Origin of the sequence: Hyphomonas sediminis (assembly GCF_019679475.1) — a bacterium.
GTDB classification, from domain to species: Bacteria; Pseudomonadota; Alphaproteobacteria; order Caulobacterales; family Hyphomonadaceae; genus Hyphomonas; species Hyphomonas sediminis.
This window is the reverse complement of the sequence record NZ_JAIEZP010000001.1, coordinates 1,516,556-1,532,220: the sequence shown is the minus strand read 5'-3', so window position 1 is coordinate 1,532,220 and position 15,665 is coordinate 1,516,556. Positions and strand designations below refer to the sequence as shown.

The 15,665-nt window shown below is 63.2% G+C and carries 17 protein-coding genes; 9 read left to right on the top strand and 8 right to left on the bottom strand.

Annotation, left to right across the window (positions count from 1 at the left end; genetic code table 11):
- The first annotated feature begins 63 nt into the window (after positions 1–63).
- Complete coding sequence (locus K1X12_RS07710) at positions 64–849, top strand: SDR family NAD(P)-dependent oxidoreductase (protein WP_220987029.1); 786 nt, start codon at positions 64–66, stop codon at positions 847–849.
- 127 nt (positions 850–976) lie between these two features.
- On the opposite strand, the gene K1X12_RS07705 is transcribed toward K1X12_RS07710, so the two are convergent.
- Together K1X12_RS07705 and K1X12_RS07700 are read right to left on the bottom strand one after the other, a co-directional pair.
- Positions 977–1,237: a hypothetical protein gene (locus K1X12_RS07705; RefSeq protein WP_220987028.1), complete on the bottom strand. Its 261-nt coding sequence runs from the start codon at positions 1,235–1,237 to the stop codon at positions 977–979.
- Between the two features lie 165 nt (positions 1,238–1,402).
- Entirely contained in the window at positions 1,403–1,672 is a 270-nt protein-coding gene (locus K1X12_RS07700; protein WP_220987027.1) for a hypothetical protein, read from the bottom strand.
- A gap of 209 nt (positions 1,673–1,881) precedes the next feature.
- Between K1X12_RS07700 and K1X12_RS07695 the strand changes: the two genes are divergently transcribed.
- The gene (locus K1X12_RS07695; RefSeq protein ID WP_220987026.1) at positions 1,882–2,865 is read left to right on the top strand and encodes an NAD(P)H-dependent flavin oxidoreductase; all 984 of its coding nucleotides are present in this window, start codon (positions 1,882–1,884) and stop codon (positions 2,863–2,865) included.
- Positions 2,866–2,985: 120 nt separating this feature from the next.
- The gene (locus K1X12_RS07690; protein WP_220987025.1) at positions 2,986–3,366 is read left to right on the top strand and encodes a VOC family protein; all 381 of its coding nucleotides are present in this window, start codon (positions 2,986–2,988) and stop codon (positions 3,364–3,366) included.
- On the opposite strand, the gene K1X12_RS07685 is transcribed toward K1X12_RS07690, so the two are convergent.
- The 3 genes from K1X12_RS07685 to K1X12_RS07675 all read right to left on the bottom strand — a co-directional run bounded on the left by K1X12_RS07685 (position 3,363) and on the right by K1X12_RS07675 (position 6,616).
- Complete coding sequence (locus K1X12_RS07685) at positions 3,363–4,352, bottom strand: magnesium transporter CorA family protein (RefSeq protein WP_220987024.1); 990 nt, start codon at positions 4,350–4,352, stop codon at positions 3,363–3,365. The two genes, K1X12_RS07690 and K1X12_RS07685, sit on opposite strands and share 4 nt — an antisense overlap.
- A gap of 66 nt (positions 4,353–4,418) precedes the next feature.
- Positions 4,419–5,597: a PQQ-dependent sugar dehydrogenase gene (locus K1X12_RS07680; RefSeq protein WP_220987023.1), complete on the bottom strand. Its 1,179-nt coding sequence runs from the start codon at positions 5,595–5,597 to the stop codon at positions 4,419–4,421.
- A gap of 23 nt (positions 5,598–5,620) precedes the next feature.
- Positions 5,621–6,616 (bottom strand): D-2-hydroxyacid dehydrogenase, encoded by a 996-nt coding sequence (locus tag K1X12_RS07675; RefSeq protein WP_220987022.1) that lies wholly within the window; start codon positions 6,614–6,616, stop codon positions 5,621–5,623.
- Here K1X12_RS07675 and K1X12_RS07670 point away from each other — a divergent pair.
- The 3 genes from K1X12_RS07670 (at position 6,596) to K1X12_RS07660 (ending at position 9,768) form a co-directional block, all read left to right on the top strand.
- On the top strand, positions 6,596–7,033 hold the full coding sequence (locus tag K1X12_RS07670) for a TIGR02301 family protein (RefSeq protein WP_220987021.1): 438 nt from the start codon (positions 6,596–6,598) through the stop codon (positions 7,031–7,033). The genes K1X12_RS07675 and K1X12_RS07670 overlap by 21 nt on opposite strands.
- On the top strand, positions 7,030–8,961 hold the full coding sequence (locus K1X12_RS07665) for a gamma-glutamyltransferase family protein (protein ID WP_225907913.1): 1,932 nt from the start codon (positions 7,030–7,032) through the stop codon (positions 8,959–8,961). Before K1X12_RS07670 ends, K1X12_RS07665 begins: the two co-directional genes overlap by 4 nt.
- 144 nt (positions 8,962–9,105) lie before the next feature.
- The gene (locus tag K1X12_RS07660) at positions 9,106–9,768 is read left to right on the top strand and encodes a uracil-DNA glycosylase (protein ID WP_220987020.1); all 663 of its coding nucleotides are present in this window, start codon (positions 9,106–9,108) and stop codon (positions 9,766–9,768) included.
- Here K1X12_RS07660 and K1X12_RS07655 read toward each other — a convergent pair.
- Positions 9,765–10,403: a helix-turn-helix domain-containing protein gene (locus K1X12_RS07655; protein ID WP_220987019.1), complete on the bottom strand. Its 639-nt coding sequence runs from the start codon at positions 10,401–10,403 to the stop codon at positions 9,765–9,767. The two genes, K1X12_RS07660 and K1X12_RS07655, sit on opposite strands and share 4 nt — an antisense overlap.
- 116 nt (positions 10,404–10,519) lie before the next feature.
- On the opposite strand from K1X12_RS07655, the gene K1X12_RS07650 reads away from it, so the two are divergent.
- The 3 genes from K1X12_RS07650 to K1X12_RS07640 are packed head-to-tail and all read left to right on the top strand — an operon-like array spanning position 10,520 to position 13,861.
- Positions 10,520–11,512 (top strand): phosphotransferase family protein, encoded by a 993-nt coding sequence (locus K1X12_RS07650; RefSeq protein ID WP_225908078.1) that lies wholly within the window; start codon positions 10,520–10,522, stop codon positions 11,510–11,512.
- A gap of 53 nt (positions 11,513–11,565) precedes the next feature.
- Complete coding sequence (locus tag K1X12_RS07645; RefSeq protein ID WP_220987017.1) at positions 11,566–12,792, top strand: acyl-CoA dehydrogenase family protein; 1,227 nt, start codon at positions 11,566–11,568, stop codon at positions 12,790–12,792.
- Between the two features lie 25 nt (positions 12,793–12,817).
- Positions 12,818–13,861, top strand: a complete 1,044-nt coding sequence (locus K1X12_RS07640) for an alcohol dehydrogenase family protein (protein ID WP_220987016.1) — start codon at positions 12,818–12,820, stop codon at positions 13,859–13,861.
- A gap of 327 nt (positions 13,862–14,188) precedes the next feature.
- Here the strand turns inward: K1X12_RS07640 and smpB are convergent, their stop codons facing one another.
- Positions 14,189–14,674: an SsrA-binding protein SmpB gene (gene smpB / locus K1X12_RS07635; protein WP_220987015.1), complete on the bottom strand. Its 486-nt coding sequence runs from the start codon at positions 14,672–14,674 to the stop codon at positions 14,189–14,191.
- Positions 14,675–14,683: 9 nt separating this feature from the next.
- On the bottom strand, positions 14,684–15,565 hold the full coding sequence (gene dapA / locus K1X12_RS07630) for a 4-hydroxy-tetrahydrodipicolinate synthase (RefSeq protein WP_220987014.1): 882 nt from the start codon (positions 15,563–15,565) through the stop codon (positions 14,684–14,686).
- Between the last annotated feature and the right edge of the window lie 100 nt (positions 15,566–15,665).

The following is a 15,665-nucleotide window of genomic DNA, read 5'->3' as shown; positions in this document are numbered from 1 at the left end:
CTTGCGTCAGGTCTGTCTAGACGATCCGGTTACGTCAGAGATTTTAGGGAGGAATCCGTCACCATGGTCTACAAACCGTTTGATCTGAGCGGCAAGGTTGTCGTCGTTACCGGCGGCAACAAGGGCATCGGCCTCGGCATGGTCGAAGCGCTCGCCGCCTCGAATGCCACCGTCGCCATCTGGGGCCGCAAGACGGCTGACAACGATGCCGCCACGAAGAAAGCCGAAGCCCTTGGCACCGGCACCGTGAAGTCCTGGGCCGTCGATGTCGGCGAAGAAGACCAGGTTATCAAGGCGATGAAAGAGGTTGAGGAAGAATTTGGCCGTATCGACGCCACCTTCGCCAATGCCGGCGTAGGCCGCGGCGCCGCCGCTTTCGAACAGATGACCCTCGACACCTGGCGTTATAACCAGAAGATCAATTCCGAAGGCGCCTTCTTCACCCTGCGCGAAGCTGCCAAGTCCATGGTCGCCCGCGCCAAGGCAGGCGATCCGGGCGGCAGCCTCGTTGGCACCGCCTCCCTCGCCGGCATCGAAGGCGCTGGCCGCAACCAGTCCTACGCCCACACCAAAGGCGGCCTCATCGCCATGATGAACGCCATCTCATCCGAATATGGCCGCTACGGCATTCGCGCCAACTCCATCCTCCCCGGCTGGATCGCCACCGATATGACTGAGGGCGCTCAGGGCAATGACGTGTTCCAGACAAAAGTCATTTCACGCGTTCCTGCCCGTCGCTGGGGCGAACCGGAAGACTTCGGCGGCATCGCTGTCTATCTGGCTTCGGATGCGTCGAAATATCATTCCGGCGACACGCTGGTCGTGGATGGCGGCTACGCCAAATTCTGATTCTCAACCGGCGGCGCGAACGGATTTCCACTCCGGCGCGCCGTTTCCGGTCTCCGTATAGGGACAAAGAAAAAGGCCGCTTCCCGAAGGAAGCGGCCTAATCTTTAGCCATTATGCTGGCCGGAAATTATTCCGGAGCAACTTCGGCTTGGGCTTCGTCGGCAGCTTCTTCAACTGCTTCCACGCCTTCAGCAGCAGCCGCTTCAACAGCGTCCACGCCTTCAGCAGCGGTTTCTTCGACGGCTTCAACTGCTTCTTCAGTAGCAGCCGGAGCTTCTTCCACGATTTCTTCAACGGTGGTCGGCTCAGCTGCCGGAGCCGTCTCTTCAGCGGCGCCGCAAGCGGCCAGAACGAGCGCAGCAGCGCCGATCAGGAAAAGTTGTTTCATGTTGGTAGTACCCCTGTTGTGTTCTTGCGAACGGCCGGTGCTTTAGCACCAATGTCTCATTACTGAAAGATCATTCTTCAGAGTGTAGAACATCGTTTCGCAAGGCTGGTTGAAGAAAACCCCCTCCCGCATTGGGAAGGGGCGGTTTGGCCAGATTGTGCTTGATTATTCAGCAGTCTCGTCGGCTGCTTCTTCTTCAGCTGCCTCGGCTTCGTCTTCGGCAGCAGCCTCTTCAGCAACGTCCGCGGCTTCCTCGGCAACATCAGCGGCTTCCTCTGCCACGTCCGCAGCTTCCTCAGCAGCCTCTTCCGTCACTTCAGCAGATTCGGCAGCTTCAGCAGCCACTTCAGCCGATTCGGCGGCCGGCGGTTCAGCCGCGTAAGCAGCACCTGCCAGAAGAGCTGCAGCGGCAGCACCTGCAAAAAGTTTCCTCATAAGAGCTTCCCCTCTTAACGTTTATATCTGGGATGACACCCGTCTACCGGTCTTCCGGTTGACGGCGGAAAGAGTGGCGAGGGATCGCGGCCAGATTGCGGCAAACTGGCGGCAAAAATGTCAATTTTGCCACAGTTCGCTTCCCCTTGCGTTGACGCTGCGGCGGCGGGCTAGCGTTCGCTGCAGACATAAACAGAGGGAACTCGATCATGGCCATCAAAACCCGCCTCACTGAACTGCTGGGTACTCAGCACCCGATCATGCTCGCCGGGATGGGCGGCGTTTCCTACGCGGAAGTCTGCGCGGCAATGTGCAATGCCGGCGGCTATGGCGTCCTCGGCATGGCGGGCACCTCGCCCAGCTTCATTGCCGGCCAGATGAAGCGCGTGCGCGAACTGACCGACCGCCCCTTCGGCGTGGACCTGCTGGCCGCCAGCCCCGAGAGCCTCGAAGAATCTGTGGATGTCATCATCAATGGCGGCGCCGACAGCTTCATCGCCGGCCTTGGCGTGCCGATGCCGATCATGGACCGGCTGAAGAAAGCGGGCCTGAAAGTCATGGTCGTCGGCGGCGCAGTGAAACACGCCATCAAGGCCGAGCAAGCCGGCTGCGACGCAGTTATCCTTCAGGGCGGCGAAGGCGGTGGCCACACTGGCCTCGTCGGCACGCTACCGCTCGTTGCCCAGGCCGTTGAAGCAGTCAAAATCCCGGTCATCGCGGCGGGCGGCATCTATGATGGCCGCGGTCTCGCCGCATCGCTCGCCCTTGGCGCGCAAGGCGTGTGGATGGGAACGCGCTTCATCGCCTCCGCCGAAGCCCACGCCGCCAACATGTACAAACAAGCCGTCGTCGGCGCTGACGACACCGACACCACCCGCACGCGCTGCTACTCCGGCAAACCCATGCGCTGCCGCACCAACGACTACATCAACGATTGGGAAAGCCGCCCGCAAGACATCCAGCCCTTCCCCTTCCAGGCGGTGCATTCGACCAAGACCGGCGTCATCGGCGGGATCGGCGGCATCACTGACGAAGCGAAACTGTCGATGGACAAGTCCTGCTTCGCCATGGGCCAGTCGGCCGGCGGCGTGAAGGAAGTCAAACCAGTGGCCGAAATCGTGGCCGACATCATGCGCGACGCTGAAGCCGCCATTGACCGGATGAGCGCCCTGCGCGTGAAGACGACCGCCTGATCCTTCTGCCCTGCGGCGCAGGCGGCCCCGCTGCCTGCGCCCAGCTGCCCCTCCCTTCATTGACAACGCGCCAAGCAAAGGCGCACGCTGCCCGGACAGAAACGCCGGGAGGCGAAAGAAATGCCCGTTCTCGGAATTGGTGGCCTGTTCTTCCGCGCGGAAGATCCGGAAGCTCTGACAGCCTGGTATGGTCGCCACCTGGCCATTGGCCCAGGCCATGACGGCACTGGCACCAAAAACGAAGCCAGCTGGGAATGGCAAACCAGCGCCGGCCCGGTTGTCTTCGCGCCGTTCAAACAACAAACCGACTATTGGCCCGCCGGAAAAAGCTTCATGTTGAACCTGCGTGTCAGCAATCTTTCCGCGCTTATCAGCTCACTGACGGCGTCCGGCATTGACGTAGAAACGCGCGCGGAATGGGATACCCCCGAAACCGGCCGCTTTGCCCGCATTCATGATCCCGAAGGTAACCCTATCGAGCTTTGGGAACCGCCAGCCTAGAGCCAGCCGCGCCATTTGAAAAACTGGTAAGGCACGATCGCCGAGAGGATCATCAGCCCGATCGCCATCGGATAGCCCAGCGGCCATGCCAGCTCGGGAATATGCTTGAAGTTCATGCCATAGATCGAGGCGATCAGCGTCGGCGGCAGAAACACGACCGCCGCCACCGAGAAAATCTTGATGATGCCCGTCTGCTCGATATTGATCATGCCGAGCGTCGCATCGAGCAGGAAGTTGATCTTCTGTGTCAGGAAAGTCGAGTGATCGCTCAGCGACTGCACATCCCGCGAGAGCGTCCGGATGCGCCCCTCATACTCCTTGCCGGGCTTTCTGCTCGCCGCGATCTCCGCCCCGAATGCCAGCAGCCTCTGGAATGAAACAAGGCTCTCGCGCACCTTCGACAGCAAATCGCCCTTCCGGCCAATCTGCTCCAGAACAGACTGGAAATTGCGCGGCTTCGGCTTCGGTGCCTTTGCCGTGGCAACCAGCTTGGGCGTGTTCAGCACAAAGATCGTGTCGGAGAGATCGTCCAGCTCATGCCCCGTCCGTTCCAGCACGTCGCCGATCCGCTCGATCAGCCCTTCGAGAAGACCGGTCACCACGGCGTCCGCCGAATAGGTCGCCGTCTTCTGGCAGCGGGCGATAAAGCTGTCGATGGATCGCGGCTCGGCATAGCGCACGGTGATCAGCTGCTCCCCCTTCAGGATGAAGGTGATGGGCGAGAGCATCACATTATCCCCATCCGTATGGGAGAGCATCATGGAGGTCATGAAGCTCGCCCCGTCCTCCGCGTAGAGACGGCTGGAAACTTCAATCTCGCTCATTTCCTCGATGGTCGGCACGTCGATGCCGAGTGCGCGCTCAACCGCAGTCTCCTCGTCCTTGGTCGGGCGCAGGATATCCACCCACACCGCGCTATCGAGATATTCCAGGCTCTCGCCGGTCTGAACGAAGCGGTTGTCCCGGTTGGAGAATGTGCGGATCATGGGCGGCGCCTCAATGCTGTCACCGCCCCTGTCTGCTGAAAGTCGCTGCCGATGGCAACCGCCCGGTCAGTCCGCCGTCGGTGTCAGCCGGACCAACCGCCCGCCCTCGCGGTCTTCCAGCACATAGATCGCGCCGTCCGGCCCTTCTTCAACCTCGCGGATACGCTTGCCCCAGCTATAGCGCCCGCCTTCAGCAGCGCCCGCGCCTTCTTCATCCAGCTCCACACGGATCAGCGCCTGCGAGGAAAGCCCGCCGATGAACGCATTGCCCGCCCAATCAGGGAACATTCCGCCATAATAGATTTCAAGCCCGCCGGGGCTGATCGCGGGCACCCAATAGGCCGAAGGGGCCGCGAATTCCGGGCGGGTGTCGTGATCGGGGATTGGCGTGCCATCATAATGCTTGCCGTTCGAGACAACCGGATATCCATAATTCTGCCCACGGATGATGAGGTTCAGTTCGTCGCCATGACGCGGCCCCATCTCCTGTTCCCAGAGGCGGCCCATATTGTCGAAGGCGATGCCCAGCGGGTTGCGATGCCCCAGCGTCCAGACTTCTGCAGCCACCCCGCCATCGGCCGCAAACGGATTGTCCTCCGGCACGCTGCCATCAAGGTTCAGGCGAACAATCTTGCCAAGATTGCCGCCCATGTCCTGCGCTGGCGTGAACTTCTGACGCTCACCAGAGGTAATGAACAGGTGCCCGTCGGGCGAGACCACCATCCGGTGCCCGTAATGCCCGTTGCCCTCCACCTTCGGAAACTGCCGCCAGATCACGCGGCGTTCAGATAGCGCGCCGCCCGCCTCTCTAAGTGTCAGCTTCGCGATCTCGACAGCTGCGCCTGAAAGCGCATCATTGGAAGCGTCGCGCTCAACATAGGAAATATAAACCTCGCCGGTTTCGGCAAAGTCGGGATGCAGGATGAAGTCACCCAGCCCGCCCTGGCCGCGCGATTGGACCTTCGGCCCGCCGGTAATCTTGCCGGCCTTGGTGCCATCGGCCTTCAGCAGCCAGATCGTACCGCCTTTTTCCGTCACCACGGCGCGGCCATCCGGCAGGAGCGCCATCGCCCAGGGCGAATTGAATGTTTCCAGCGGCGTGGCGACCAGTGTCACACCGTCTGATCCGGTCACATTAAAGCTGCCTTTCGGGGCGCCTTCTGCGCTGGCAGGCGTGGCACAGGCGGCCAGTGCGATGCCCGTCGCCAGCAAGGCTGCGGCGGATACGGCTTTAAGTTCTCGCATGTCGATACTCCTCTGTATCCGGATTAACTGGCCGGGAAAGCAGACCGGTCGACCAGATGCCTCAGCGGCTTATTGTTGAGGTAGGCGTCCAGATTGGCAAGGAAAGTCTCATCGCCCCGCGCAATGGTTCCCGGCGTATCAGAGCTGTCATGCGGCGTGATCACGACCTTGTGATGGCGCCACAGCGGATCTTCCGCCGGCAGCGGCTCAATCCGCGTCACGTCCAGCACGGCAAAAGCCAGCCGCCCGGCGTCCAGCGCCGCCATCAGCGCCGGCTCATCCACCAGCGCCCCGCGACCGAGGTTCATGAACAGCGCGTCCTTGTTCATCGCCTCGAAGAAAGCAGCATTCGCCATGCCCTCAGTCTCCGGCGTATGCGGCGGGCAGAGCAGCACGATGTCTGCCTCCGGCAACTCCGCCATCAGCGCGTCCGGCGGCACGATGCGCGCAGCGCCCTCGGCAGGCCCCGGCGACCGGCGCATGCCCGTCACCACGCCGCCCAGCGCGGTCACCCGGCGCCCGATGGCCTGGCCGATCGAGCCATAGCCCACGATCAGCCAGCGCGATCCGAACATCTCCCGCACGCGAATACGTTCCCATTTGCCTGCCGCCTGGTTCGCCCGGTGGGCTGGCCCGGCCCGCAGGAAATCCATCGCCTGCCACACGGCCCATTCGGCCATCGCCTCGGCCTGCGTGTGGTTGGTGGTGTAGCGCTGCGATTTCTGCCCGATGGCCACCAGCGCCGGATTTTCGATCCCCGCCGCAGCCGACTGGAACCAGTCAAAGTTCGGGCTTTTCAGGATCGCTGTCATGAACTCGCGCACAGACGGGGAATAAAAGGCATCGATATTGCCAAAAGCCAGCTGAACCGGCGGCGCTTCGGCCAGTTTCTCCGATGTCCAGGCATCATGGAAACTGCTGGCATCGTCCACAGTCACGATATTCAGAGCGGCGTTCAGCCCCTTGAGCCGGGGCGCGATGCGCGCGAATGTCCGCGCATGAAGAAGAAGCGTTTTCATGCCCTCCTGCTTAGCTTGGCCCTTGCGGCTGGCACAAGCGCCCTGCCCGCCCTGCCGCAGGGAAACCTGCCCGTGCGCGGGCCAGATTATTTCCGGGATGCCGCCGATCTCGCCGCCCTGCTTGGCGGGGCCCATGCCGTCCGCGTCCTCTGCAACGGCAATGAGGACCAATACTGGCGCCGCTATATGGCAGACCTCCTGAAGTATGAGGCGCCCGAGCCCGGCAATCTCCGCTCCTCGCTCGTGTCGGCCTTCAATGACGGCTACACAGAGGTCAGCCGCGAGTTCCGTGTCTGCGATGGCCGCGCGGTGGAGGCCGAATCCCGTTTTGCGCGCCGCGGTGAGGAAATCGCCGGCCGGCTCGCCACCCATTACTTCCCGAAGAATGAACGCCGCAGCGGAGGACGATTCGAATGAAACCCATGACGCGCCGGCTGGGGGCAAGCTGCGCCCTGGCCCTCATTCTCTCTGCCTGCGCCCAGACACCCGCACCAGCCCCCCAAACTGCGCCGGAGCGTGCCGCCGCGCTGCCGTCTGTTGCGCCCCAGCCGGATGCTGGCCCCGCGCCGGTTCAGGTTGCCTGGCCCATGACCGGCCAGCGCCCCGAAAGCGGCCACCCCATCGCCACGCGCTCCCCGGTCGTCGCGCCCAATGGCGCCGCCGCAACGGCCCATCCGCTGGCCACGCAAACCGCGCTCGATGTCCTCAAGAAAGGCGGCACAGCCGTTGACGCCGCCATCGCCGCCAATGCCATGCTCGGCCTGGTCGAGCCGACCGGCAACGGCATCGGCGGAGACCTCTTCGCCATCGTCTGGGACCCCAAAACGCAGAAGCTCTACGGCTATAACGGCTCGGGCCGGTCCGCGATGGACGCCACCCTTGCCGATGCGCAGGCCAAGGCGGACGAATTCCGCGATGGCAAGTCGCTGCCCTCCTATGGCGCGATCAGCGTCACCGTTCCCGGCGCCGTCGATGGCTGGTTCGCGCTCCACGGCAAGTTCGGCAAACTTCCGATGTCGGACATTCTCGCCCCCACCGTGGATTACGCCCGCAACGGCGCCCCGATCCCGGAAATGATCGCCTGGTACTGGTCACGCGGCGAAGGCCGCTTCGGCCCGGCTTATGAGCGCGGCGAGCTGGAAGAATACGCCAACGCAAAGAAAACCTATTTCAGCCCGCCGCCTGTGGCCGGCACGCTGTTCCGCAATCCCGACCTTGCCAAAACGCTGGAAACCATCGGCCGCAAAGGCCGCAATGGGTTCTACAAAGGCATCATGGCCAAGGACATGGCCGCCTATTTTTCGCGCATCGGCGGCTTTCTCGACTATGACGACTTTGCCGCCCACACCGGCGAATGGACCGAGCCGCTCTGCGTGGAATATCGCGGCCAAGTGAAAGTCTGCGAACTCGGGCCGAACACGCAAGGCGTCGCCGCCCTCCAGATGCTGGAAATGCTGGAACGGTTCGACCTGAAGGAAATGGGCTTCGGCTCGCCCGACACGCTCACCGCGATGCTCGAAGCCAAACGCCTCGCCTTTGCTGATCGCGCGCTCGGCTATTCCGATCCGGAATTCTCCGGCATCGATCCCAATGTCTTCATCGCGCCCGGCTACAATGCCAAACGTGCGCAGGCCATCGATGTCTCGAAAGCCATGCCGGAAGTCGCTCCGGGCACGGAGATCACTGACGCAGCCCTGCGGGAGGGTGACACCACCTATCTCACAGTTGCCGACAAGAACGGCATGATGGTCTCCCTCATCCAGTCAAACTATCGCGGCATGGGTTCAGGCCTCGTGGCCGATGGCATGGGCTTCATGTTCCAGGACCGCGGCGAACTCTTCAGCCTCGATCCCAACCACCCCAACGTCTTCGCCCCCGGCAAGCGCCCCTTCCACACGATCATCCCGGCCTTTGCCTTCAGGAAAGATATGCCCGGCTGTCAGGTCCGCGCCACGGCGCCCGAGCTTGCCTGCCCCTACGAGCCCTGGCTCAGCTTCGGCCTGATGGGCGGCGCCATGCAGCCCCAGGGCCATGTGCAGATCATCACCAACCTTGTCGATTTCGGCATGGGCCTTCAGGAAGCGGGCGACGCGGCCCGCTGGGAACATGATGGCGGCTGCGAGCCGACCAACAATCTTTCCGATGGCTGCAATGTCGGCGCCGGCAAGGTGATGCTGGAACGCGGCCTCGCCGGCGCCGCCGAAGACCTCCGCGCCCGCGGCTATGAAGTCGCCTGCTGCGAAGCCAATTATGGCGGCTACCAGGCCATCATGCGCGACTTCAACAGCGGCGCCTGGATCGCCGCCACCGAAATGCGCAAGGACGGCAACGCGGACGGGTATTAGAGGCGCGTACGCTTCAAGCCCCCTCTCCCTCCCAGGGAGAGGGGGGTGGGGGTGAGGGTGCGCAACCTCTCGGCTCCATCTTTCGCCTCCCCCCTCATCCCCAACCCCTTCTCCCCCGAGGGAGAAGGGGCTAAGACAGCCGCGATGAAAAAGACAGCCACTCTTCCCGCCCCCGAAGCCCCCCGCGACTGCCCCCTCTGCCCGCGCCTCGTGGCCTATCGCGAAGCCGTGCAGGCGAAAGAGCCCACCTGGTTCAACGGCGCGGTTCCGAGCTTCGGCAATGACGACGCCAAGCTGCTAATCGTCGGCCTTGCGCCGGGCGTCACCGGGGCAAACCGCACAGGCCGTCCGTTCACGGGCGATTGGGCCGGAGACCTGCTCTACGCCACGCTCCACAAGTTCGGCTTTTCCAAGGGCAAGTTCGCCGCCGATCCGAATGACGGCCTCGTGCTCACCGGCGCGATGATCACCAACGCCGTGCGCTGCGTGCCGCCGGAGAACAAGCCCGTAGGCGCCGAAATCAACCAGTGCCGCCCCTTTCTGCAGGCGCGCATTGCGGCCCTGCCAAAGCTCAGGGCCATTCTCTGCCTCGGCAAGATCAGCCATGATTCCACCCTGCGCGCGCTCGGCCTGAAGGTCGCGCAACATCCGTTCGGCCACGGAACGATTTACAATGTCGAGGCGAATGGAAAGCCGGTCACCCTGCTCTCCTCCTATCATTGCTCCCGCTACAACACGAACACAGGCCGGCTTACGGCAGAGATGTTTGAAGCCGTCTTTGCGCAGGCCCGCAAAGCCGTCGGTTAGGGCGCCCGCACTATCGCCGCCATGGTCGCCACAAGATGGTCCAGCGTTGCCGGGCGGGCCCATGTCCGCTGCACGCGGCTCGTATCGGCCAGCCGCGCCTCGCGTGCCGCCAGAACCGAACCGAGATAGGACTCGATGAAGATGATCCGCTCTGTCTGCGTCGCTTTCGGCAGATGTCCCATGAAGCCGCGCAGATATTCCAGGCAGCGCTGAAAGCCCGAATTCCAGCGTCCGCCAAGGATCTCCAGGAACAGCGCCCTGTGCGTCATCGAGAACAGCACGATGAAGCGGTTGAAACATTCCTCTTCATACTGCGGCGCGACATCGATTGAGGGATACACCATCACGCCCAGCACATCCTCAAGGCTGATCGCCCTCCCGGAGGCCTCCATCTCGTTGAGCATCGTGATGCGCCGCTCATTGATCAGCTGCGCTCCGTCCACCACCAGCGTGCGGATCATTTCGGCCTTCGAGCCGAAATGATAGCCCACCGCGCCATGGTTGCGCTGCCCGGCGGCGGCGGCAATCTCGCGCACGGTCACCCCGTCCACGCCGCGCTCGGCAAACAGCTTCAGCGCCGCGCGTTTCAGCGCGTCGGCGGCTTCACTCTCAGATTTTTCGTGGAGGCGTACCATGCGTCAATACTTGCAATCTGGGTCAACCTAGGTCAACCGTATTATCCAAATGATTTAAAAGACTAAAGGGAGGGAGCGTGAGCGATCCGGTAGATCTTGCCGTATTGGCCGCCTGGATGGACAGCGAAGGCCTCGGAAACGGGCCAATCGAGAACGCTGTCCGGCTTGCTGGCGGCACTCAGAATATCCTCCTCAAATTCACCCGGTCCGACCGCACCTATGTAATGCGCCGCCCGCCGCCTGTCCTGCGTGCGAACTCGAACGAGACAATGCGCCGCGAGGCGCGGATGCTGGCCGCCCTCAAGGGCACCAATGTGCCCCATCCCGGCCTCATCGCCGCCTGCCCGGACGAGACCGTGCTCGGCGCCGCCTTCTATCTCATGGAACCGGTTGACGGCTACAATGCCACCTCCGGCCTGCCCGAACCCTTCGCCAGCTCGCCGGATCTCCGCCACAAGATGGGCCTCTCTCTCGTCGATGGCATCGCCGCCCTCGGCGCGCAGGATTATGTCGCCCTCGGCCTCACCGGCCTTGGCAAGCCGGACAATTACCTGGAGCGTCAGGTCAGCCGCTGGAAGGCCCAACTGGAAAGCTATGCCGAGATCCCCGAATGGGATGGCCGCAAGGATATCCCCGGCATCAACCGCGTCGGCGACTGGCTCGACGCCCACCGCCCGCAAAACTTCCAGCCCGGCATCATCCATGGCGATTACCACCTCGCCAATGTCATGTTCCGCTTCGATGCCCCGCGCCTTGCCGCCATTGTCGACTGGGAACTGACAACCATCGGCGATCCGCTGCTCGATCTCGGCTGGCTGCTGGCCACCTGGCCGGATGATGCCGACCGCTCCAGCGCCGGCACAGTCGCCGTCCAGCCCTGGGAAGGATTTCCGACGGCGGACGAACTCGTCGCCCATTACGCCCGGCAAACCACGCGCGACCTTTCCGGCATCCACTGGTACGGCGTCCTCGCCTGCTACAAGCTCGGCATCATCCTCGAGGGCACCTATGCGCGCGCCTGCGCCGGCAAGGCGCCAAAGGAAACCGGCGACGACCTCCACCGCCGCACCATCTGGCTGCTCGAACGCGCCCTGCGCTGGATCAGCTGACCCCGGACTACGCCCGCAAAAACAAGAACAGACGAGAAGAAACAGGAAACCCCATGCAGTTCGAACACAGCGCCAAGACGCAAGACCTCATCAACCGCCTCGAAGCCTTCTTCGACAAGCACGTTTACCCCACAGAGCAGGAGCATGTGGACTGGAACGACGATCCGGCAAACCTCTGGAAGCGCTGGCCGGGCATCGACAAGCTGAAAGACATCGCGCGCGGCGAGGGCCTGTGGAACCTGTTCCTGCCGCATGAATATGGCGAGTTCAGCCCCGGCCTCACCAACCTCGAATATGCGCCGCTGGCGGAGATCATGGGCCGCGTGCCCCATTCCTCCGAATACTTCAACTGCTCGGCGCCCGACACCGGCAATATGGAAGTCCTCGCCAAGTTCGGCACCCCCGCCCAGCAGGAACGCTGGCTGAAGCCGCTGCTCGAAGGCACCATCCGCTCGGCTTATGTGATGACAGAGCCGCAGGTCGCCTCCTCCGACGCCACCAATCTTGAGCTCGCCATCATGCCCGATGGCGATCACTACGTGCTCAATGGCCGCAAATGGTGGATCTCCGGCGCGATGAACCCGAACTGCAAGATCTGGATCGTCATGGGCAAGACCCTGCTCGACAATCCGCGCCACCAGCAACACTCGCAGATCCTCGTGGAGCCCACCACGCCGGGTATCACCATCGTCCGCCAGCAGACCGTCTTCGGCTCGAAGAACTCTCCCGGCGGCGAAAGCGAGCTGCGCTTTGAAAATGTCCGCGTTCCCAAGGAAAACCTCATCCTCGGCGAAGGCCGCGGCTTCGAGATTGCGCAAGGCCGCCTTGGACCGGGCCGCATTCACCACTGCATGCGCTCCATCGGCCAGGCCCAGCGTGCGCTTGAAATCATGTCCCGCCGCGTGGAAAACCGCGTCGCCTTCGGCCGCAAGCTCGCCGACCAGTCCTCCATCCGCCAGGATGTCGCCAAAAGCTTCTGCGAGATCGAAATGGCCCGCCTGCTCACGCTGAAAGCGGCTGACGCGATGGACCGGTATGGCAATAAGGTCGCCAAGGATCTCATCGCCGCCATCAAGGTCATCGCGCCCCAGATGGCGCAAACCGTGTGCGACCGCGCCATCCAGGCCCATGGCGGCATGGGCGTCAGCGGCGACACGCCGGTGGCAGACTTCTTCACCCTCAACCGCTTCCTGCGCATCGCGGATGGCCCGGATGAAGTCCACATGTCCCAGCTCGGCAAGATGAAGATCCAGGAATACAACGCGCTTCCGGCTCGCTAACCGGTCCGCCCAAGGAGGATTCGCCATGAAAGCTCTCGTCTATCGCGGCCCGCGCGACATCGCCTTCGAGTCGATGAAAGACCCCGACCTGCAGGATGACCGCGACGCGATCATCAAGGTCGATAAATGCGCCATCTGCGGCAGCGACCTGCACATCTATCATGGCGAAACCTTCTCGGAGGATACCGGCTATTGCGTCGGCCATGAGGCGGTCGGCGAAGTGGTCGAAATTGGCCGCGGCGTCCGCCAGCTGAAAGTGGGCGACAAGGTCATGATCTCGGCGGCCGTCGGGTGCGGCCAGTGCCGCGCCTGCCTCGCCGGCGTGGTCAACCGTTGCGAAACAAACTCGGGCAGCTGCTACGGCCTCTCCTCAAAGCTCCAGGGCTGCCAGGCCGAAGCCGTCCGTGTACCCGCCGCCGACTTCAACGCCCAGAAAATCCCGGACGGCATCAGCCTCGATCAGGCCCTGATGATGACCGACGCCCTCGCCACCGCCTGGTTCGGTGCCCGCAATGCCGACATCCAGCGCGGCGCCACCGTCGCCGTCGTCGGTCTTGGTCCTATTGGCCTGCTGGCGGCAGAAGCGGCCTTCATCATGGGCGCCTCGCGCGTCTTCGGGATCGACCTTGTGGAAGAGCGCCGCGCCGCCGGCCGCGCCATCGGCCTTGAAACGCCAGACCCGGCAGATGCCCGCGCCATCATCCAGGAGGCCACCAAAGGCCGCATGTGCGACAGCGTCATCGAAGCCGTCGGCCATTCGGCCACCATCCGCGCCGCCCTCGGCCTCTCGGGCAAGCGCAGCACGGTCTCGGTCGTCGGCGTCGCTCAGGACCGCACGTTCGAGTTCCCGATGTCGAAAGCCTTCGGCATGGGCCTCACCTTCCGTATCGGGACATGTTCAGTTCCCCAGGAATGGCCCGAACTGATCCCGCTCGTCCAGTCCGGCCGCATCAAGCCGGAGAAATACATCACCCACACGATGCCCCTGTCAGACGGCGCCCGCGCGTATGACATCTTCGACAAGCGCACAGAGGGCGCCATGAAGATGGTCTTTGATCTGAACGTGTAGGCCCCTCACCTCCCATTGCTGCGCAATGGGCCCCTCCTCTCCCGGAGGGAGAGGAGCAAGTGGCATACAGCCGAACTGTTGCATTGAGATGGCGCGGTTAAACCCCTCTCCCTCCGGGAGAGGAGGGGCCCGCGCCCGAAGGGCGTGGGAGGTGAGGGCCGCCGCACCCATCCTGCTTATGGGACCGTCATCCCGGTTTCGCCCCGGACTTGATCCGGGGTGAAGACCGGGACCCAGCCTTTCTGAAGAACGGGTTCCCGGACATTTGCTCCGCAAATTCCGGGAAGACGATGCGAGGAATTTCAGAGCGCCGCAAAACCGGCAGGCTCAGCCCGCCTTCAAGATCCGCGCCTTCTGCCGCGCCCAGTCGCGCTTGGCTTCGTTTTCGCGCTTGTCGTGGTTCTTGCGGCCGGTGGCGACGCCGATCAGGAGTTTCGCCCGGCCCTTGTCGTTGAAATAGAGTTTCAGCGGCACGATGGTACGCCCCGCCCGCTCGATTTCCTGGCTCAGCTTCGCCAGTTCGCGCTTGGAGACGAGCAGCTTCCGTTTCCGGCGCGGCTCATGGTTGAACTGGTTGGCCCCGGCATAGGTCTGGATTTCGGCATTGATCAGCCACAGCTCGCCCTGCTCCACCGAGGCATAGGCCTCGGCGATGTTGGCGCGGCCCTCGCGCAGGGATTTCACCTCGGAGCCCACCAGCATCACGCCGGCCTCCAGCGTATCCTCCACGGAATAATCGCGCCGGGAGCGGCGGTTTTCCGCCACCAGCCCGTCGGTCCGGCCTTTGATCTGTTCGTTCTTCTTCGTTGCCATCAACGCTACTTAGGTGCTCAGGCCCGCCAGCGCCATGGCCACGTCGACCTGTTCGCAGGCCGTCGCGTCCGGCCCGGTCAGCGGCAGGCGCACATCCGGCGCGCAAAGGCCGAGGCGCGAGAGCGCATATTTCGCCGGCCCCGGCGAGGGCGAGCAGAACATCGCGCGGTGCAGCTGGATCAGCCGGCGCTCGATTTCCTGCGCGGTTTTCAGGTCGCCGGCATAGAACGCCTTGTGCATTGCCGCGCAGGCTTCCGGCATCACATTCGCCGTCACAGAGATACAGCCTGCCCCGCCCATGGCCAGGAAGCCGAGCGCAGACGGGTCGTCGCCCGACAACAGAACGAACTGTTCCGTTTCCGCGATCAGCGCCGAATGCAGGCTCACGCGGTCCATATCGCCGGTCGCGTCCTTGATGCCGACCACGTTGGGCAGCTTCGCCAGCCGCGCCACGGTTTCCGGTTTCAGGTCCACCACGGTACGTCCCGGTACATTATAAAGCACGACAGGCAGGGCCACGGCATCGTTGATGGCTTTGAAATGAGCGTAGAGGCCGTCCTGGTTGGGGTTGTTGTAATACGGGCAGACGACCAGCGCGGCGTCCGCGCCCACGGCCTTGGCATGGGCCACAAGGTCAATCGCCTCATCGGTGGAGTTGGAGCCCGCCCCGGCGATCACCGGCACGCGTCCTGCCGCCACGTCAACACACAGCGAGACAACCTCCTTATGCTCTTCGGTCGAGAGGGTGGAGGTTTCGCCCGTCGTGCCGACCGGCACCAGCGCCGCAGAGCCGCCGGCGATCTGGCGCTCCACAAGGTTGGCGAAGGCAGCCCGGTCGAGGGCGCCATTCTTGAAGGGTGTTACAAGGGCTGGGATTGAGCCGTGAAACATTTTAACGTGCCGTTCAGGGATTGGTTGGGATTTGCGTGCTAGGCTCAGTCTTCTGACTTGTCACGCTTTGGCGCAGAAATAAACTCGGGTGAGCTGTTCC